Annotated in this window: 16 protein-coding genes; 7 read left to right on the top strand and 9 right to left on the bottom strand. The window is 71.1% G+C overall.

From position 1 onward, the window contains the following. Nucleotides 1-13 precede the first annotated feature (13 nt). Nucleotides 14-1,498, bottom strand: a complete 1,485-nt coding sequence (locus tag KVY00_RS10840; protein WP_223042970.1) for a CoA-acylating methylmalonate-semialdehyde dehydrogenase — start codon at nt 1,496-1,498, stop codon at nt 14-16. A gap of 275 nt (nt 1,499-1,773) precedes the next feature. Here KVY00_RS10840 and KVY00_RS10835 point away from each other — a divergent pair, with 275 nt between their 5' ends. Beyond that, on the top strand, nt 1,774-3,462 hold the full coding sequence (locus tag KVY00_RS10835; RefSeq protein ID WP_223042969.1) for a PucR family transcriptional regulator: 1,689 nt from the start codon (nt 1,774-1,776) through the stop codon (nt 3,460-3,462). A gap of 76 nt (nt 3,463-3,538) precedes the next feature. On the opposite strand, the gene KVY00_RS10830 is transcribed toward KVY00_RS10835, so the two are convergent. Next, on the bottom strand, nt 3,539-4,174 hold the full coding sequence (locus KVY00_RS10830) for a Maf family protein (protein WP_223042968.1): 636 nt from the start codon (nt 4,172-4,174) through the stop codon (nt 3,539-3,541). A gap of 145 nt (nt 4,175-4,319) precedes the next feature. Between KVY00_RS10830 and KVY00_RS10825 the strand changes: the two genes are divergently transcribed. From KVY00_RS10825 to KVY00_RS10805, 5 genes are all read left to right on the top strand, one after another. Further along, entirely contained in the window at nt 4,320-4,859 is a 540-nt protein-coding gene (locus KVY00_RS10825; protein WP_223042967.1) for a TetR/AcrR family transcriptional regulator, read from the top strand. Between the two features lie 269 nt (nt 4,860-5,128). Then, nucleotides 5,129-6,277, top strand: a complete 1,149-nt coding sequence (locus KVY00_RS10820) for a tyramine oxidase subunit B (protein WP_223042966.1) — start codon at nt 5,129-5,131, stop codon at nt 6,275-6,277. Nucleotides 6,278-6,404: 127 nt separating this feature from the next. Beyond that, complete coding sequence (gene solA, locus KVY00_RS10815) at nt 6,405-7,571, top strand: N-methyl-L-tryptophan oxidase (RefSeq protein WP_223042965.1); 1,167 nt, start codon at nt 6,405-6,407, stop codon at nt 7,569-7,571. Between the two features lie 182 nt (nt 7,572-7,753). Beyond that, entirely contained in the window at nt 7,754-8,749 is a 996-nt protein-coding gene (locus KVY00_RS10810) for an ABC transporter ATP-binding protein (protein ID WP_223042964.1), read from the top strand. Beyond that, complete coding sequence (locus KVY00_RS10805) at nt 8,746-9,594, top strand: ABC transporter permease (protein ID WP_223042963.1); 849 nt, start codon at nt 8,746-8,748, stop codon at nt 9,592-9,594. Before KVY00_RS10810 ends, KVY00_RS10805 begins: the two co-directional genes overlap by 4 nt. Before the next feature lie 285 nt (nt 9,595-9,879). Here KVY00_RS10805 and KVY00_RS10800 read toward each other — a convergent pair whose 3' ends face one another. Together KVY00_RS10800 and KVY00_RS10795 are read right to left on the bottom strand one after the other, a co-directional pair. After that, nucleotides 9,880-10,386 carry a GNAT family N-acetyltransferase gene (locus KVY00_RS10800; RefSeq protein WP_223042962.1) on the bottom strand — a complete coding sequence of 169 codons (507 nt, stop codon included), beginning with the start codon at nt 10,384-10,386 and terminating at the stop codon, nt 9,880-9,882. Between the two features lie 134 nt (nt 10,387-10,520). Beyond that, entirely contained in the window at nt 10,521-11,213 is a 693-nt protein-coding gene (locus KVY00_RS10795; protein ID WP_223042961.1) for a TrmH family RNA methyltransferase, read from the bottom strand. A 197-nt stretch (nt 11,214-11,410) separates the two neighbouring features. Here KVY00_RS10795 and KVY00_RS10790 point away from each other — a divergent pair, with 197 nt between their 5' ends. After that, complete coding sequence (locus KVY00_RS10790) at nt 11,411-11,932, top strand: MarR family winged helix-turn-helix transcriptional regulator (RefSeq protein ID WP_223042960.1); 522 nt, start codon at nt 11,411-11,413, stop codon at nt 11,930-11,932. 37 nt (nt 11,933-11,969) lie between these two features. On the opposite strand, the gene KVY00_RS10785 is transcribed toward KVY00_RS10790, so the two are convergent. The 5 genes from KVY00_RS10785 to KVY00_RS10765 all read right to left on the bottom strand — a co-directional run bounded on the left by KVY00_RS10785 (nt 11,970) and on the right by KVY00_RS10765 (nt 18,037). After that, nucleotides 11,970-12,404, bottom strand: a complete 435-nt coding sequence (locus KVY00_RS10785) for a pyrimidine dimer DNA glycosylase/endonuclease V (RefSeq protein WP_223042959.1) — start codon at nt 12,402-12,404, stop codon at nt 11,970-11,972. Continuing rightward, nucleotides 12,401-14,500, bottom strand: a complete 2,100-nt coding sequence (locus KVY00_RS10780; RefSeq protein WP_223045285.1) for an MMPL family transporter — start codon at nt 14,498-14,500, stop codon at nt 12,401-12,403. The genes KVY00_RS10785 and KVY00_RS10780 overlap by 4 nt, the downstream gene beginning before the upstream one ends. Nucleotides 14,501-14,794: 294 nt before the next feature. Then, the gene (locus tag KVY00_RS10775) at nt 14,795-15,754 is read right to left on the bottom strand and encodes an aldo/keto reductase (RefSeq protein ID WP_223042958.1); all 960 of its coding nucleotides are present in this window, start codon (nt 15,752-15,754) and stop codon (nt 14,795-14,797) included. 403 nt (nt 15,755-16,157) lie between these two features. Further along, complete coding sequence (locus tag KVY00_RS10770; protein ID WP_223042957.1) at nt 16,158-17,174, bottom strand: sugar phosphate isomerase/epimerase family protein; 1,017 nt, start codon at nt 17,172-17,174, stop codon at nt 16,158-16,160. After that, nucleotides 17,171-18,037 (bottom strand): sugar phosphate isomerase/epimerase family protein, encoded by an 867-nt coding sequence (locus KVY00_RS10765; protein WP_223042956.1) that lies wholly within the window; start codon nt 18,035-18,037, stop codon nt 17,171-17,173. The genes KVY00_RS10770 and KVY00_RS10765 overlap by 4 nt, the downstream gene beginning before the upstream one ends. Between the last annotated feature and the right edge of the window lie 51 nt (nt 18,038-18,088).

Here is an 18,088-nt window from a genome sequence, read left to right as displayed (position 1 = left end):
CTCTCCCGACGCGTCAGCTGTTGCTCGGGAAGCCGAGGTCGACCTTCGACTGCTCGGGCTTCGGCCAGCGGGTGGTGACGACCTTGGAGCGGGTGTAGAAGTGGATCGACTCGGGGCCGTAGATGTGGGCGTCGCCGAAGAGCGAGTCCTTCCAGCCGCCGAACGAGAACGAGCCGACGGGCACGGGGATCGGCACGTTGATGCCGACCATGCCGGCCTCGACCTCGAACTCGAACTGGCGCGCCACGCCGCCGTCGCGGGTGAAGATCGCGGTGCCGTTGCCGAACTGGTGGTCGTTGATGAGCTGCACGCCCTCCTCGTAGGTGTCGACGCGCACGACCGCGAGCACGGGGCCGAAGATCTCCTCGAGGTAGACCTTGCTGTCGGTCTTGACGTGGTCGAGCAGCGAGACGCCCGTGAAGAAGCCGTCGCCGTCGAACTTCGCCTCGCGGCCGTCGACGACCACGGTCGCGCCCTCGGCCTCGGCGCCGGCCACGTAGGACTCCACGCGGGCCTTGGCCTCGGCGGTGATGAGCGGGCCCATCTCGGATGCGGGATCGGTGCCGTCGCCGATCTTGAGCTTCTCCATGCGCTCGGCGATCTTCGCGACGAGCTCGTCACCCACGCCTCCGACCGCGACGACGACGGACACGGCCATGCAGCGCTCGCCCGCCGAGCCGTAGGCAGCCGAGACCGCTGCGTCGGCGGCGCCGTCGAGGTCGGCGTCGGGCATCACGATCATGTGGTTCTTCGCGCCGCCGAGCGCCTGCACGCGCTTGCCGTTCGCGGCGGCCCGCTCGTAGATGTACTTCGCGATCGGGGTCGAGCCCACGAAAGAGATCGCCTTCACGTCGCGGCTGTCGAGTAGCGTGTCGACGGCCACCTTATCGCCGTGCACGACGTTGAGCACGCCGTCGGGCAGGCCCGCCTCGCGGAACAGCTCGGCGATGAACACCGACGCGGAGGGGTCGCGCTCCGAGGGCTTCAGCACCACCGTGTTGCCGCACGCGATCGCCGAGGCGATCATCCACAGCGGCACCATGACCGGGAAGTTGAAGGGGGTGATCGCCGCGACCACACCCACCGGCTGCTTGATCGAGTGCACGTCGACGCCGGTCGAGACCTGCTCGTCGCGCTCGCCCTTCAGCAGGTGCAGCAGGCCCGACGCGAACTCCACGTTCTCGAGGCCGCGGGCGATCTCGCCGGCGGCGTCCGAGAGCACCTTGCCGTGCTCGCTCGTGACGATCGCGGCCAGCTCGGGGGTGCGCTGCTTGAGCAGCTGACGCAGGTTGAAGAACACATCGGCACGCTTGGTGAGGCTGGTCTTGCGCCACATCGGCAGCGCGGCCTTGGCCGCGGCGATAGCCTCCTCGACCGTCTGGGCCGACGCGATCGCGACCTCGTGCTGCTGCTCGCCGGTCGCCGGGTTGTACACCGGCTGGGTGCGCTCAGCCGCATCGACCTTCTCGCCACCGATGATATGAGGGATGAGTGCCATCCGCGTTCCTCTCGATCAATATGTTCGGGATCGCCGAACTCCGATATGGCCCAGTATTTCAGGGCTGATCCGCCTTGAACACCGTCACTCCATCCGCTTTTACGCCGGTTCCCGTACACTTTGTTCGACAACCCCTCCCGCGCCCGAGAAGCACAGATCTGCCGAACAGCGGTGCATTTCTGGGAGATCCGTCCGGCGTTCGGCATCCGCGGCGTTCGGCAGATCCGCGGCGCTGGATCCGCCCACCCCATCAGCACCACCGGAAACGAGGAACAATGCAGAACAGCATCAGCGTCGCGGACGCGCTCGGACTCCCCGAGGTGCTCGCCGGCGATCCGCGGGTGCTCGCGGGGTCGGAGGGACTCGACCGCGAGATCCGCTGGGCGCACGTGGTCGCGGGATCCGCCGCGGTCAGCCTGCTCGACGGCGGCGAGCTGGTGCTCACCACCGGAGCCGGCTGGCCGCGCAGCGGGGCCGAGCTCGAACGTCTCTCCGCGACGCTGCTCGACACCGAGCCCGCGGCCGTGGTGCTCGAGCTCGGGCGCTTCTTCGCGGATCCGCCGACGCCGCTGCTCGAGGCGTGCGAGCGCCGGGGCGTCCCCCTCATCGCGCTGCACCGGGAAGTGCGATTCGTGCAGATCACGCAGCGCGTGCATCAGCGCATCCTCGCCGCGCAGACCGAGGCGCTCGCGGCGCGGGCCGAGGTGCACGCGATGCTCACCGAGCTGGGTCTCAACCGCAGCCCCGTGGACTACGTGATCGAGCGCCTCGCCGACACGCTCGGCACGGCCGTGGTGCTCGAGGACTCCGCGAGACGGGTCGTCGCCTGGGCCGGTCGAGCCGATGGGGCGGGCGGATCAGGGTCCGGTCCGGCGCAGGCGCCGGCGCAAGCCTCAGCACAGGAGCACCCGCTCGCCCCGTGGGCCGGCGCCGACGGCCAGGAGTTCGAACTTCCGCGCGGTTGGGAGCGCGTGCCGGTCGAAGCGCAGGGCCGACGGTGGGGTCGACTGACCGCCCTGCCGGGTCCGGACCACCCCGCCGGGCGACGCACCGTGCTCGAGCTCGGCGCGTTCGCGCTCGCGCTCGGGCGTCTCGCGGATCCCGAGGGCGGGCAGTGGCTGCAGCTCTCGTCGAAGCGCCTCTTCGACGTACTGCTCGGCGGACGCTACCGCCGCGACGAGGAGCTCGCGGTGCAACTCGCCGCCGCCGGCCTACCGGTCTCGGGCCGGCGGCTGCTCGGCGCGACCCTGCGCGGCGCGGGCAACTTCGGCGGCGACGCGTCACTGCAGCACGCCCTGCTCGCCACGGCGCTCAGGCGGGCGGTGGCCCCGGAGGGGAGGGTGATCCTCGCTCCCGACACCGGCCCGGAGGCCGGCGCCGATCCCGCATTCATCGCGCTGCTCTCGTTCCCTCCGGGCGATCCGCGCGCCGACGCACTCGAGGGCCGCGTGCCGGCCCTCGCCTCGCGCCTCGCCCGCGAACTCGACGCGCTGCTGCCCAGCACCGTGCCGCCCGCCTGGCGCGCCCACCTGAGCCTCGGCGCCGCCGACGGGCGGGTGCGCGGGCTGATCTCGTCGCTCGAGCAGGTGCGCGCGGCGGGGGCGCTGGATCCGGCGGCGAGCGCCGGCCGCGTCACTGTGCAGCAGGCCGAGCGCCAGCCGCTCGCGTACCTGGTGCGGGGGCTCGCCGCGCTGCCGGAGGTGCAGGAGTTCGCCGAGGAGACGCTCGCCCCGCTCATCGAGCACGACGCCGCCGGCGGCCCGGGTCACAGCGGCGACCTGCTGGCGGTGCTGCGCGCCTATCTCGATCACCCCACCAACCGCTCGCTCGCGGCGCAGCGCGCGCGACTGTCGCGGTCGGTGTTCTACCAGCGGATCGCGCTCATCGAGGAGCTCTTGGGGGTGGATCTCGCCGACGGAACCGTCATCGCGACGCTCACGGTCGCGCTGCTCGCCCGGAGGTAAAACGCGGAGTCCCGAATTGTCAGAACCGTACGACGGGTTTCAGCATTCTGAGACTCTGCGTTTCAGGCGGGGCGGTTCAGCGGTTCCAGAGCGCCGGGTAGGAGTGCCCCAGCTCGATCACGAGGCGGCGCAGCGCCGGCAGGGAGAGTCCGATCACGCAGCTCGGGGCTCCCTCGATCCGCTCGATGAACGCCCCCGCGAGCCCGTCGATGGCGAAGCCCCCGGCCAGCTCGAGCGGCTCCCCCGTCGCGACGTAGGCCGCGAGCTCTTCGTCGGTGAGATCGGCCGACAGCTCCACCTCGGCGGTGTCGACGGATCCTGCAGCTCCCCGCACCTCGCCTCCCGTGCAGTCGATGAGCCAGTGCCCCGAGTGCAGCACCCCGGTGCGACCGCGGTGGTGCTTCGCGCGTGCGAGCGCCACCTCGGGCTCATGCGGCTTGCCCAGGATCTCGCCGTCGAGCAGGAACATCGAGTCGCCGCCCAGCACCAGACCGTCGATCTCGTGCCCGTGTCGGCGCACCACGTCCTCGGCCTTGAGCCGCCCCAGGTACTCGGTGAACTCGGGCGCACTGAGCGACCGGCCCAGCTCGGCCTCGCGCGCGGCGACCGCCGCGTCCTCGTCGACCTCGGGCGAGAAGCAGATCGGCTCGATGCCCGCGCCCCTCAGGACCGAGAGCCGGGCGGGGGACGTCGAGGCGAGGTACAGGCGCATGCGTCAAGCCTACGCACCTCGGCCGGGCCCTGCGCCCTGACCTCTTTCTCGGACGGGCAGTCGCGACACGTCGCCTGCGATCGGAGGAGGTGGCGTGTCGCGCCTCCGGCGTCGGGCAGAGCAGCGGTTCGCTACGCTCGGTGATGTGAAAGACGTTTCTGGGCGCTCCGCGCTGCTGCGCGCCACCGTCGTGGTCGTCGCCGAGGGCGGGCTGCGGGCACTGACCTATCGGGCCGTCGCGGCAGAGGCCGGAGTCTCGCACGGGCTCGTGCGCCACCACTTCGGCACGCGCGACCAGCTCATCGCCGAGGCGATGGAGTACGCGATCGACGAGAGTCTGCGCGGATCCAACATGCTGAGCAGCGGCCTCACCGCGCAGGAGTTCGCAGACGGGATCGAGTCGCTGGCGGATCGCGAGGCCGGCGTGCAGTCGTTCCAGTACGAGCTGCTGCTCGAATCGCGGCGGAGGCCCGAGCTGCAACCGCTTGCCGAGCGCCACTATCAGGCGTACCGGGACGCGATCGCACGGCAGCTGCACCGGCTCGGCGTCGACGACCCCGAGCTGACCGAGCTGATCTGGTTCGCGCTCGACGGCATCGTGTTCAAGCAGCTGGTCTGCCCGGAGGATCCCGCGCCCGCGGTGCGGCGGATCCGCGAGCTCATCGAGGCCGCCGCAGCGCGCTGATCCGCGTCACGGCCCGCAGTGCACTGATCCGCGCTCCGATAGAGCCCGCGCGGCGGCGCCCCTTCCCCGACCGCCGCACCCGCCTCCCCTGCCGCACCGATCGATGTTCGAGCACCTCGTTTTCGCGCAGGCGGGTGCTCGAGGGTCGATCGGTGCTCGAACGAGCAGGGAGGAGGGCAGCGGGCCTCCCCCAGGCACCTGAAAACGGCACTTGACTATCCATTTGGATAGTTCTAGGCTGACCTCACCGACCGAAGGGACACACCGCCGTGCCTGATACCCAGAACGCACCCGACACCACCATCGAGTTCCTCTACCTGAGCGAGCCCGACATGATCGCCGCAGGCGTCACCGACATGGCCGCCTGCGTCGACACGATGAGCGAGATGCTCGTCGACTTCAAGCGCGGCGACTACCGCATGGCCGGGGTCGAGAACGACCTGCACGGCGCGCAGATCTACTTCCCGCAGGAGTCGCCCTTCGAAGGCATGCCGCTCGACGGACCCGATCGCCGCTTCATGGCGATGCCGGCCTACCTCGGCGGCAGCTTCCAGACCGCCGGCTGCAAGTGGTACGGATCCAACGTCGAGAACCGCAAGATCGGCCTCCCCCGCTCGATCCTCATGTTCACCCTCAACGACAAGGACACGGGCGCGCCCCTCGCGCACATGTCCGCGAACCTGCTCAGCGCCTACCGCACCGGCGCCATCCCCGGCGTCGGCGCCCGCCACCTCGCCCGCGAGGACGCGAGGGTCGTCGGCATCGCCGGCCCCGGCCCCATGAACCGCACCTCGCTCGAGGCCCTCGTCGCCGTGCGCCCCGGCATCGACACGCTCAAGGTGTTCGGTCGCAGCCAGGGCAGCATCGACGGCTACATCGACTGGGTGCGCGAGAACTTCCCCGGCATCACCGCGATCGAGCAGGTCGACACGCTGCAGGGCGCCGTCGAGGGCAGCGACATCGTGAGCATCGCGATCCCGAGCCCCTCCGGCGTCGAGAACTACCCCTACGTCGCCGACGAGTGGGTGAAGCCCGGCGCCCTCGTGCTCTGCTCCGCGCACCTCGCCCTCGAGGAGAGCCTCGTGCAGCGCGCCCGCCACGTCGCCGATGCCCGCAGCATCTACGAGGCCTGGGGCGCCGAGCTGCCCGGCAACGCGCACGACACCGTCGGCATCTGGGGCATGGCGCTCGTCGACCGCGTGCGCGACGGCCGCATGACCCCCGAGCAGTTCGAGGATCTCGGCGAGATCATCGAGGGAGACACCCCCGGCCGCAAGAACGACGACGAGGTCTTCATCTACTCGGTCGGCGGCATGCCCGTCGAGGACGTGGCCTGGGCCACGAAGGTCTACCGCAACGCGGTCGAGCGCGGCATCGGCACGAAGCTGAAGCTCTGGGACAAGCCGGCCCTCGCCTGAGCACCCCCGCGCGGAGCGCGCCGCCGCGCTCGCGCACACGACAAGATCCTGCGGCTGCGCGCAGGGCGACAGAGGAAGACAGCGATCCTGCGACTGCTCGCGGGATGACAGAACGGAAGAGGATCGAATGGAACTGCAGAAGACCGACGTGGTCGTCATCGGTGCGGGCTCCGTGGGGTCGATGGCACTGTGGCAGCTGAGCAAGCGCGAGGGCATCGACGTCGTGGGGATCGAGCAGTACGGCCGCGTGCACTCGCACGGATCGTACGCCGGGGAATCGCGGGTGTTCCGCACCGCGGTGCACGAGGGCGGCACCTACGTGAGGATGATCCAGCGCTCGCGCGATCTATGGCGCGAACTCGAGGCCGAGTCGGGGCGCGACATCTACGCCGAGGTCGGCTGCCTGTCGATCGGCCCCGAGGGCTTCCCCGACCTCGAGATCGCCATGAACAACGTGCGCGAGTTCGGCATCCCCCACCGAGTGCTCTCGAACGCCGAACTGCGCGCCGAGTACCCGCAGCACCTCGTGAACGACGACGACATCGCGCTGCTCGACGAGCACGGCGGCGGCCTGCGCCCCGAGGTCGCCGTGATGAGCGCGCTCGACCTCGCCGAGCGCAACGGCGCGCGGCTCTTCTTCAACACGCCCGTCATCGACATCGAGGAGCGCCCCGACGGCGTCGTCGTGCGCACCACGCAGGGCGCCTGGCTCGCGGGCACCGTGGTGATCGCCTCGGGATCCTGGTCCACCCGCCTGCGCCCCCAGCTCAAGGAGCTGCTGCGCCTGCAGGTGCTCGGGCTCACGTGGTTCATGCCGCGGGATCCGGACGCCTTCGCCCCCTCGAAGTTCCCCGCGTTCCTGCGCGACGCCGGATCCGTGCACTTCTTCGGCGCGCCGAGCTTCGACGGCTACGCGTTCAAGGCCTGCACCAACCCGGAGTGGCCGGTGTTCCGCGACGTCTCCGAGGTGCCGACCCACCACACCCGCGAGGAGCTCATCAAGATCGGGCAGCGCGCCGCCGAACTCTTCGACGGCGTGAACCCCGAGCCCGTGCGCGAGAGCGTGCACCACTGCGCGTACACGCCCGACCGCCTGCCCGTGGTCGACCGCACCGATCGCGTCGTCACCATCGCGGGTCTCTCGGGTCACGGCTTCAAGTTCTCGCCCCAGCTCGGCGAGTGGGCCGCGCAGCTGGTGCTCGGCGAGGAGAACACGGTGGATCCGCGCTTCGCGCTCGCCGAGCACATGCGGCGGCTCGCCGAGCTCGGCCCGTACACGGGCGGCGGGCACTAGGCCCGGAGGCGCTCGAAACGCGGAGTCCCGATTTGCTGCCTCGCGAAGTGCTGAGGGGGCAAATCGGGACTCCGCGTTTCGCATTCGCGAATGCTTGCCGGGCACGGGCAGAACAAGGGGAGTCCTGGCGGCAATAGTTCTAGCTCGTATAGAGTTATTGCACAGGCGAGCGAGGAGGCCCCATGACGCAGACGCAGCGCGCGGTCGAGGTCGCGCACCTCTCGAAGCGCTTCGGCGGCGTGCAGGCCGTGAGCGACCTCAGCTTCACCGCGCAACCGGGTCGCGTCACGGGTTTCCTCGGCCCGAACGGCTCGGGCAAGACGACCACGCTCGGCATGGTGCTCGGCCTGTTGCGTCCCGACTCGGGCACTGCCACCATCGGCGGCACGCCCTACACCGCCCTCGAGCGCCCGGCGCTCACCGTCGGTTCAGCCCTCTCCGCGAACTTCCACCCCGCGCACACCGGCCGGGCGCACCTCGACATCGTGCGCCGCGCCATCGGAGTACCCCGCGAACGCATCGACGAGAAACTCGGGCTCGTGGGCCTCGCGGGCGCCGCCGACCGCAAGACCGGAGGCTACTCGCTCGGCATGCGCCAGCGGCTCGCACTCGCGGCGGCGCTGCTCGGCGAGCCCCAGGTGATCCTGCTCGACGAGCCGATCAACGGCCTCGACCCCGAGGGCATCCGCTGGATCCGCCTCTTCCTGCGCCACCTCGCGAGCGAGGGCAAGACCGTGCTGCTGTCGTCGCACCTGCTGAGCGAGGTGCAGCAGACGGTCGATGACGTGGTGGTGATCCGCCGCGGCGAGCTCGCCTTCGCGGGCACGCTGGCCGAATTACAGCGGGGCGACGGCGAGCGCACGGTGCTCGTCTCGGCCGCCGATCAGCCGGGGCTCGCGCAGGCCCTGCAGGCCGCGGGCGGGCAGGTGCACGGGGTGCGCGGCGAGACGATGCGGGTGAGCGGGATCGAGCCCGCCGCCGTCGGCGAGATCGCGCTGCGGGCCGGGATCCCGCTCTCCCACCTGAGCGTCGAGGAGAGCGAGCTCGAGCAGATCTTCCTCGACCTGATCGAGGGCGGGGCTGCAGGGCCGAGCCCGGAGGGGCCCTCCGATCCCGCACCGACTTCCGCACCCGCCCCAGCCCCCGCACCCGCCCCCGCGGAAGGAGGCCCGCGATGAGCGGCAACCGCATCACCCGCTCCCTCTCGTCGGAGTGGCGCAAGGTGCTCTCCACAAAGCTGTGGTGGATCCTCGCGATCGTGATCGCCGCGTACTCAGCGATGATCGCGTCGATGTTCGGATTCATGTTCAGTGCGATGGGCGAGGCGCTCGCGGGCGCCGGCGAGGGAGCTCCGGCGCTGCCGGCCCAGAGCGCGGCCGACATGGTCTACTCGTCGGTGTCGGGCTTCGGCTACGTCGTGCCGCTGCTGCTGGGCGCGCTCACGGCCACGGGCGAACTGCGGCACCGCACCCTCGGACTCACCTTCACGCTCGAGCCCCGTCGCGGACTGGTGCTGCTGAGCAAGACCGTCGTGCTGCTCGGCTTCGGCATCGCACTGGGCGCGGCAGGATTGATCGGCGCGGTCGGGGCCGGTGCGAGCGTGCTCGCGGCGACCGGCGCCGATCCGATGCTCGGCACGGGCGAGACCTGGGCCGTGATCGGGCGGGTGCTCGCGGTGCTCGGCATCTGGGCGGTCATCGGGTTCGGGATCGGCGTGCTCGTGCGCAATCAGGCCGTCGCGATCGTGATCGCCCTCGTGTTCACCCAGTTCGTCGAGCCGCTGCTGCGCACCGGCGCGCAGTTCTGGGAGTGGAGCGCGCAGGTGGCGAAGTTCTTGCCGGGTGCCGCGACGGACGCTTTCGTCGGGGCGAGCCTGATGAACAACCTGTCGGCGCTCGACCCGTCGGCTCCGCAGGGCTCGGGCGCGCTCGGCATCTGGGCGGGGTTCGCGGTGATCGTCGCCTACGCCGCGGTGGCGCTCGCGGCCGGCTGGTTGCTGCGCTGGCGTCGCGACGTGGTGTGAGGGCGGGATCGGGGATCCGGATCCGTCAGCCGAAGTAGACCTCCCGCACCCGTGCAGATCCGAGACACCGTGCGCGAGGACTACACCGGGGCAGGTCTACACCCGGGCGGAGCGGTGAAGGATCCGCCAGCCGCCTGCACGAAGCCGTGGGCGGAGCACCACGCGATCCCGCCCTCACGCCCTGCATCTTCCTGAAGGTGGGGCAGGTGCCGCTCATCCCCCACTTCGCCCGCGGCGAGACCCCGCAGCGCCCCCGATTCCGATCGGGCGGCTGCGCGACCGAGCTCAGGATCGGGCAGTGCCTCGTGAAGGCTCGCCCCACGCAGTGGCGTAGAAGTGCTCTCGCTCGTCGGAGCGGACGAACCGCATGCCCGCGGCCTCCATCACCCGGCAGGAGGCGGTGTTGTCTCGATTCGCACTGCCGAGGATCCTCGTCGCGCCCAGAGCCCGCGCGTAGTCGAGCAGCGCGCGCAGCGCCTCGCTCGCGTAGCCCTGCCCCCGCGCCGCCTCGATCAACCCGTATCCGACGGTGGTCGCCCCGGAATCATCGAGGGGACGGTTGAACCCGGCGCCGCCAATCGGCAATCCCGTGCTGCGGAGCCGCAGTTCATAGGCGCCGAACGGCTGCGGATCGCCGCTCGTATCGCAGTGGCCGATGAAGTCGACGGCTGCCTCGACATCGGCCGGGCTCGGGTACTCCGGTCCGTCCGAGCCTCGCCCGACGATGGCCTCGGCCTCTGCACGGGTGAGCGGGTGCAGGATCAGCCGTTCGGTCACGAGCGCGTCGGTCATCCCGCCATCGTAGACGGCTCGGTCGCCCGCGCTTCCCAGTGAGGAGATCGCGATTCAGGCGGGTGATTTCGCTGAATACACCCGCCTGAATCGCGATCTCCTCATCCGGGGGCGCATCGGCTTCCGGCGCTGCCTTAGCCCGCGCCCGGCCGCAGCGGCGAGTGCTGCCCCACCCAGGAGTACATGGCGACCGCGGCCGCCGCGCTCGCGTTGATCGAGCGGGTGGATCCGTACTGCGTGATCTCCACGACGGCCTCGGCCGCCGCGATCGCCTCGGCGGTGAGCCCCGGCCCCTCCTGCCCGAACAGCATTACGCAGCGCTCGGGCCACTCGAAGGTCTCCATGGGCACGCAGCCGGGGACGTTATCGATGGCGATGATCGGGATGCCCTGCTCGCGCGCCCACTCGGCGAGCGCCGCCACGTCGGGCCGGTGCACCACGTGCTGGTAGCGGTCGGTGACCATCGCGCCGCGCTTGTTCCAGCGACGGCGACCCACGATGTGCACGGTGTCTGCGGCGAACGCGTTGGCGCTGCGCACGATCGAGCCGATGTTCATGTCGTGCTGCCAGTTCTCGATCGCGACGTGGAACGGATGCCGGTGCTCGTCGAGGTCGGCGACGATCGCCTCCATGCGCCAATACCGGTAGCGATCGATCACGTTGCGGGTGTCCCCGTGCTCGAGCAGTTCCGGGTCGTAGCGGTCCTCGTCGGGCCACGCGTCGCGGCCCCCGGGCCAGGGGCCGACGCCGGCGGTGGTGCGTTCGGGGTGAGGATCCGCCGCTGTCTCGGAGGGGCTGGGCTGCGCAGGATCCGGATGCTGAGTCACCGCTCCATTCTCCCAGGCGGATCCGGCGCGCGCCGACCGCGCGACGCAGGTTCGCCCCCGCCGAGATACGGATTTCGCATGCTCGATCGCGGGACGGCCTGCGAAATCCGCCTCTCGAAGGGCATCGTGCAGAGGCCAGGAGCCCTCGCGAACCCCAGCCGTTCGGGCGGCGGAGGGCCGTGCGCGAGAATGGAGCCATGACTCGTCGCCCCGCTGCCGGCCCGCACGCGGGGGATCCGGATCGGGATCCCCGCGACTCCGCGAGCGATCGCCGCCGCACCGAGCTCGTGCTGCGGGCGCTGCGGGCCGTGCGCGGCTTCGGCGACGCGCACGACCGCATGTCGGGAAGCCTCAAGCACGGCATGGGCATGAACGCGAGCGATGTCGCGGCGCTGCGGCTGCTCATCATCCGCGAGGAGCAGGGGCGCTCGGTGAGCCCCAACGAAATCGCGCGGCACTTGCGCATCTCGACCGCGTCGACCACGAAGCTGCTGGATCGCCTGGCGGCATCGGGGCACGTGCGGCGCGCTCCCCACCCGAGCGACCGGCGCGCACGCGTCGTCGAGCTCACGGATGCGTCGCGCGCGGAGTTCTTCCGCAGCTACGGCCCGCACCTCGCGGCGCTCCGGGACGCGCTCGCCCCCTTCGACGACGACGAGCTGGACGCCGCGACGCGCGTGATGAACGCCGTGAGCGCCGCACTCGACCTGGAGAGCTGAGCCGGCGGGCCGATCCCGCGCCTTCGCACACCGGCGATCAGGGCCGCTCCCACGACGCGACCGACCCCGGCTCGACGCAGAACACCGGGTGCGGCACGGGTTCCGACACCTCCCAAGCGGCGGCTCGATCGGGGTCGCGCTCGCGCAGCTTGCGGCCGAGGTGCTGCCACTCGAAGGCGAGCTGACCCTCGGTGACCGGGATTCGGTCGTCGTCCGCGAGGGATCCCGGTCTCAGGATGCGCGCCGCGTCGAAGCGATAACCGCGCCGCCCGGCCTCCTCGGCGACGCCGCTCAGGTAGGCGCCCACCGCGTCGAGCGGACGCGGGTGCGCGCGGAAGCGCTCGAGCTGCGGGTGGTTGCGGTAACCGCGCGTGCGCTCTGCGAGCACGGCCTGTGCGAGCAGCGTCTCGCGCCAGCAGGCGAGCAGCCCCATGCGGTCGAGATGCTGCGGGTGCAGCGACCAGATCCTCATCGTGCACCCTTCCCCAGCTTCGACGGCCACCAGATCGCCCGCCCGATGTCGGTCGCGAGCGCGGGCACGAGCAGGGAGCGCACGATGAAGGTGTCGAGCAGCACGCCGAACGCGACGATGAACGCGATCTGCACGAGGAACAGGATCGGGATCACCGAGAGCGCCGCGAACGTCGCAGCGAGCACGAGGCCCGCCGAGGTGATGACGCCGCCCGTGATGGTGAGGCCGCGCAGGATCCCGTCGCGCGTGCCGTGCCGTGCCGACTCCTCGCGCACCCGGGTCATGAGGAAGATGTTGTAGTCAATGCCGAGGGCGACGAGGAACACGAAGCCGTAGAGGGGCACCGCGGGGTCGGCGCCGGGGAAGTCGAACACGCCGTTGAACACCAGGGCCGCGACACCCAAGGCCGTGCCGAAGGAGAGCACGGTGGTGAGGATCAGCAGGATCGGTGCCACGACGGAGCGCAGGAGCAGCATCAGGATCACGAGGATGACGACGAGCACGAGCGGGATGATGAGGTTGCGGTCGTGGATCGACGCCTGGTTCGTGTCGACCGCGGTGGCGGTGACGCCGCCGACGAGGGCCGCGCGGTCCGCGGCATCGGTAGAGGCTCCGGGGCCGCCACCGTGCAGCTCTTCGCGCAGGCTCGTGACGGTCTTCGCCGCAGCGTCGGAGTCGGCAGCGTCGGCGAGCGTGGCCTGCAGCAGCACGCGCCCGTCGTTGACGGTGGGCTCGGGAGCGGGAGTGCCCGGCGGGCCGTAGGCCTCGATCCCGCGCTCGGTGACGGGCGCGGAGCCGCTCGGCGAGTCGTCGCTCGTCACGGTCACCCCCTCGATACCCAAGTGCGCGAGCAGCACGTCGGCTGTGCTCTGCAGCTCGTCCTCGGGGGTGAGCACGTAGACCGGGCTGCCCGATCCGCCCGGGAAGTGCTCGCCGAGCACCGCCTGCCCGTCGCGCGCCTCGGACTGGCCGAGCACGAGATCCGACTGCGGAACACCCTGTGCCTGCAGCTGGGTGACGCCGGCCGCGCCGAGCGCGAGCACGATCGCGGTGACGATCCAGATCGGGCGCGGGCGCCTGCGGATCAGCTCGGCCAGGCGGCGCCAGGCGCCGCGGCTCGGCAGGCCGTGCTCCTCGCGCACGACGTCGGGCTCGTATTTCGGTCGCCGCGGCCAGTAGGCGGCCCGACCGAAGACGAAGAGCAGCGCCGGCAGCAGGGTGAGCGCCGAGAGCATCGCGAACACGATCCCGATCGACGCGACCGGGCCGAGCGTGCTGTTCGATTTGAGGTCGCTGAGCAGCAAGCACAGCAGGCCCGCGATCACGGTGCCGCCCGAGGCGGCGATGGGCTCGAGGGATCCGCGTACGGCGGCCAGTACGGCCGCGCCGCGGTCGCGCGTGACCCGCAGCTCCTCGCGGAAGCGGGCCACCAGCAGCAGCGAGTAGTCGGTCGCGGCGCCGATCACGAGGATGAACAGGATGCCCTGCGTCTGCCCGCTGAGGAGCAGCACGCCGGCGTCCGCGAGGTGCCACACCACAAGCAGGGCCGTGCAGAGCGCGAACAGACTCGTGCTGAGCACCACGACGGGCAGCAGCAGCGAGCGGTAGACGATGACCAGGATCACGAGCACGGCCAGCAGGGCGACGAGCAGCAGGATCCCATCGATGCCGGCGAAGCCCGAGACGAGATCGGCCGTGAAGCCCGCCGGGCCGGTGACGTGCACGACGATCCCGTCCGGCGCCGACGCGCGCAGTTCGTCGCCGAGCTGCGCCACCGCGTCAGAGATGTCGGCATCGGCGTCGATGGGCACGAATGCCTGCGCGGCGAGACCGTCGTCAGATGGGATGAGAGGAGACGCACCGCTCTCGATGCCATCGATGCGCTCGGCGTCGGCCAGCGCATCGCCGAGCCGATCCAGAGCGGCAGCGTCGATCGTGTCCTCCGAGGAGAAGACCGCGACCGCCGGGATCACGTCGTCGCCCAGGAACTCGGGCAGCGCGCGCTGCACCTCGGTGGCCTCGGCCGACTCCGGCAGGTACGCCGTCTGGTCGTTCGACGACACCTCGTCGACCTTGCCGAACAGCGGGCCGCCCATGCCCGCCGCGGCGAACCACACGACGATCAGCAGCGCGGGCAGCAGCACCCGCAGCCAGCGCGCGCCGACCCCACGCTTCTTCGCAGTCCCCGTCTCCACCACCGCACCTCCCCAAAAATTTGCTAGATAAGCTAGTTAAACTCTAGCGGAGGATCCCGTACGGCGCGACGAGCGTAGACCGAGTCTGCTCAGGGTCGCGCACGATCCGCGCACCTCTGCCCGAGATACGGATTTCGCATGCCCACCCGGGGGTGGCAGCTGCAAGATCCGTATCTCGACGGGGCGAGCCGCGGTCTACGCCGACGCCGCGCTCAGGCGCTCCACCTCGTCTGCCGTGAGGTCGAGCGTGAGGGAGGCGAGCAGCGCGGGAAGCTGCGCGGTGTTGCGAGCGCTCGCAATGGGCGCAGCGACGGTCGGCTGAGCACGCAGCCACGCCAGCGACACCGCCGCGGCTGGCACGTCGTGCACGGCGGCGATCTCGTCGAGGGCGGCGAGCACCGCGCGTCCGCGGTCATCGAGGTACCCGATGGCGCCCTCGGCCCGCGGGCTCGCGCCCGGCGCCGCGGCGTCGCCGGCATCCCGATACTTCCCCGCCAGGAACCCGCTCGCCAGTGAGTAGTACGGGAAGACCGCGAGACGCTCACGCTCGGCGACCTCCCGCAGCCCGTTGCTCTCGAACCCGCGCTCGACGAGGCTGTACTGAGGCTGCAGTGCGACAGGCAGGTGGTACCCGCCGTCACGGGCGATGCCGATCCACTCGGCCACCCGCTCGGCCGTGTAGTTCGAGATGCCGATCGCACGCGCCTTGCCCGCATCGACGAGCTCGGAGAAGGCGGCGACCGTCTCCTCGAGCGGCGTCTCGGGATCATCGAAGTGCGCGTAGTAGAGGTCGATCCGGTCGGTCTGCAGCCGCCGCAGTGAGGCATCCGCCGCCGCCCGGATGTTGTCGGGCGCGAGCCCCGAGAAATCGGGGTGCGTCGAAACCTTCGTGGCGAGCACGACGTCGTCGCGGTTGCCGCGGGCCGCGAACCACTCGCCGAGAATCGTCTCCGATTCACCGCCCCCGTTGCCCGGCACCCAGTGCGAGTATCCGTCGGCCGTATCGACGAAATCGCCGCCGCCCGCGAGGAAGGCGTCGAGCACCTCGAAAGACGTATCGCGATCGGCCGTCCAGCCGAAGACGTTGCCGCCGAGCGCGAGCGCGGCGATCTCGATGCCTGACGTGCCGATGGTGGTGCGAGCGGGTGCGGTCATGCGGATCCTCCTTCGAACGGTACAGACTCGACGCTAGCAGCGACCGCCGACATTCCGCCCGGCGCGCGTCATCCCGCGCCGCCGACGCCTGCCGCGCCCCTCACGCGCGGCCGCACCTCGCCCCGACGCGCGGCCGAACCCTCGCCCCGACGCGCGGCCGAACCCTCGCCCGCGAATCGGGGTCGCTTTCGGCCGTGTCGCGGATCCGGGGTCATTTTCGTGCGTGTCGTGCGAAGCGACACGCACGAAAATGACCCCGATCGCCCTGCGGCAGCGCGACCGAGCGGCAGCGCGGCAGCGCGGCAGCGCGGCAGCGCGGCAGCGCGGCAGCGCGGCAGCGCGGCAGCGCGGCAGCGCGGCAGAGCACAGTATGCCGCGAACAGCGGCAGCGGCGGCCGGGCGGTTACTGGTTCGAGAAGGCGGAGTCGAACGCGGCTTCGGGTCGCCGCCAGAGCAGGGACCGGATCCTGCCCACCGCCTCGGCCGCGCCGTGCAGGCGGTCCATCCCGGCGTCCTCCCACTCGATCGAGATGGGGCCGGTGTAGCCGATCGATCCGAGCGCGCGGAACGCATCCTCCCAGTGGGTGTCGCCGTGACCCGTGGAGACGAAGTCCCAGCCGCGGCGCGGGTCGCCCCAGGGCAGGTGGGATCCGAGGATCCCCGAGCGCCCCGTGGGCGGCCGCAGGCGGGTGTCCTTGCAGTCGACGTGGCAGATGCGATCCGCGAAGTCGACGATGAAGCCGATCGGGTCGACGCCCTGCCACACGAGGTGGCTCGGGTCCCAGTTGAGGCCGAAGGCGTGCCGGTGGTCGACGGCCTCGAGGGCGCGCACGGTCGTCCAGTAGTCGTAGGCGATCTCGGATGGATGCACCTCGTGGGCGTAGCGCACGCCCTCCGAGTCGAAGACGTCGAGGATCGGGTTCCACCGTCGCGCGAAATCCTCGTAGCCGTCGTCGATGACCGACTGCGGCACCGGCGGGAACATCGCGACGTAGGGCCAGATCTTCGAGCCGGTGAACCCCGTGACGACGTCGGCGCCGAGTTTGCGGGCGACTCGGGCTGCGCGCTGCATGTCCTCGGCCGCGCGCCGCCGCACCCCCTCGGGATCGCCGTCACCCCAGACGTAGGGGCGCACGATGGCCCGATGGCGGAAGTCGATGGGGTCGTCGCAGACCGCCTGCCCCGCCAGGTGGTTGGAGATCGCCCACACGCGCAGGCCGTTGCGGTCGAGGATATCGAGGCGCGATCGCAGGTAGGCGTCGTCCTCGTCGGCGCGCGCGAGATCGAGATGATCGCCTGAGGCCGCGATCTCGAGCCCGTCGTACCCCCACTCGGCGGCGAGCCGGGCCACCTCCTCGAAGGGCAGGTCGGCCCACTGGCCGGTGAACAGGGTGACGGGGTGCGATGCCTCGTGGGTCATGGTCGGCTGCTCCTTCGCTGCTGCAGATCGGTGAGGAAGTCGAACGTGGTGCGGGCCAGCTCGTCCTGACTGTCGGCCAGGGGCCGCCAGATCGACGCGGCGGTGGCGATCGTGTCGTTGTCGCCGGTGAAGCTCTCGAGCGTGAGCGGGCCCGCGTACCCCGCGTCGTCGAGGGCGTCGAGGAACGCCGACCAGTCGGTGTGGTCGGGTCCGACCGGCCCGCGGTCGTTGCCGCACACCTGCACCACCGCGGTGCGGGATCCCGCGGCCCGGATCGCCTCGGCCGGCGACCGCTCCTCGATGTTGAGGTGGTAGGAGTCGAGGGCGATCCCGACGCCCGCCCCGAACAGGGGATCGAGCGCGTCGAGCGCCTGCTCGACCGTGTTGATGAGGCTCGTCTCGTAGCGGTTCAGCGGCTCGACGGCGAGGATCACGCCACGTTCGGCCGCGTAGCCGGCGACCGGGCGGAGCGCCTCGCGGAGGGTGCGGATCGCGGCCGCACGCTCACCCGCGTCCATGCGCCAAACGCGGCCCGTGCGGGCGGTGAAGGGACCGGCGACGGTGGGCGATCCGACCGCGACGGCGACGTCGACGCAGTGCCGCAGGTAGCGCTGCGTCGCCTCGCGCAGCGCGTCGTCGAGCAGATCCCGCCCCTCCCCCATCGCGCCGACCACCCGCGCGCCCATGCCGAGCGCGGCGAGCCGCTCGGCGGCGAGCGCGGGCGACCAGTCACCCGGCGACTCGACGGGCAGCTCGAGCAGCTCGTAGCCGATCCCGCTCGCCCGCTCGGCGATCGCGAGCAGCCCCGCGTCGTCGAGCGGCGAGGCCCACACCCATGTGTTCACTCCGAGCTGCCGCTGCATGTCGCTCTCCTTCGAGTCCGGGCGCGACGGGTGCCCGCTTCCTTCGACAGG

It is taken from the genome of Leucobacter tenebrionis (genome assembly GCF_019884725.1).
In the GTDB taxonomy this organism is placed as follows: Bacteria; Actinomycetota; Actinomycetes; order Actinomycetales; family Microbacteriaceae; genus Leucobacter; species Leucobacter tenebrionis.
This window is presented reverse-complemented; position numbering and strand designations above follow the sequence as displayed.

What these genes read in the sequence shown, in the direction of transcription:
- KVY00_RS10775 (WP_223042958.1), bottom strand. Translation starts at nt 15,754, where the DNA reads ATGACCGCACCCGCTCGCACCACCATCGGCACGTCAGGCATCGAGATC.
- KVY00_RS10790 (WP_223042960.1), top strand. Translation starts at nt 11,411, where the DNA reads ATGACTCGTCGCCCCGCTGCCGGCCCGCACGCGGGGGATCCGGATCGG.
- KVY00_RS10830 (WP_223042968.1), bottom strand. Translation starts at nt 4,174, where the DNA reads ATGCGCCTGTACCTCGCCTCGACGTCCCCCGCCCGGCTCTCGGTCCTG.
- KVY00_RS10780 (WP_223045285.1), bottom strand. Translation starts at nt 14,500, where the DNA reads ATGGGCGGCCCGCTGTTCGGCAAGGTCGACGAGGTGTCGTCGAACGAC.
- KVY00_RS10770 (WP_223042957.1), bottom strand. Translation starts at nt 17,174, where the DNA reads ATGACCCACGAGGCATCGCACCCCGTCACCCTGTTCACCGGCCAGTGG.
- KVY00_RS10835 (WP_223042969.1), top strand. Translation starts at nt 1,774, where the DNA reads ATGCAGAACAGCATCAGCGTCGCGGACGCGCTCGGACTCCCCGAGGTG.
- KVY00_RS10805 (WP_223042963.1), top strand. Translation starts at nt 8,746, where the DNA reads ATGAGCGGCAACCGCATCACCCGCTCCCTCTCGTCGGAGTGGCGCAAG.
- solA (WP_223042965.1), top strand. Translation starts at nt 6,405, where the DNA reads ATGGAACTGCAGAAGACCGACGTGGTCGTCATCGGTGCGGGCTCCGTG.
- KVY00_RS10765 (WP_223042956.1), bottom strand. Translation starts at nt 18,037, where the DNA reads ATGCAGCGGCAGCTCGGAGTGAACACATGGGTGTGGGCCTCGCCGCTC.
- KVY00_RS10810 (WP_223042964.1), top strand. Translation starts at nt 7,754, where the DNA reads ATGACGCAGACGCAGCGCGCGGTCGAGGTCGCGCACCTCTCGAAGCGC.
- KVY00_RS10785 (WP_223042959.1), bottom strand. Translation starts at nt 12,404, where the DNA reads ATGAGGATCTGGTCGCTGCACCCGCAGCATCTCGACCGCATGGGGCTG.
- KVY00_RS10800 (WP_223042962.1), bottom strand. Translation starts at nt 10,386, where the DNA reads ATGACCGACGCGCTCGTGACCGAACGGCTGATCCTGCACCCGCTCACC.
- KVY00_RS10840 (WP_223042970.1), bottom strand. Translation starts at nt 1,498, where the DNA reads ATGGCACTCATCCCTCATATCATCGGTGGCGAGAAGGTCGATGCGGCT.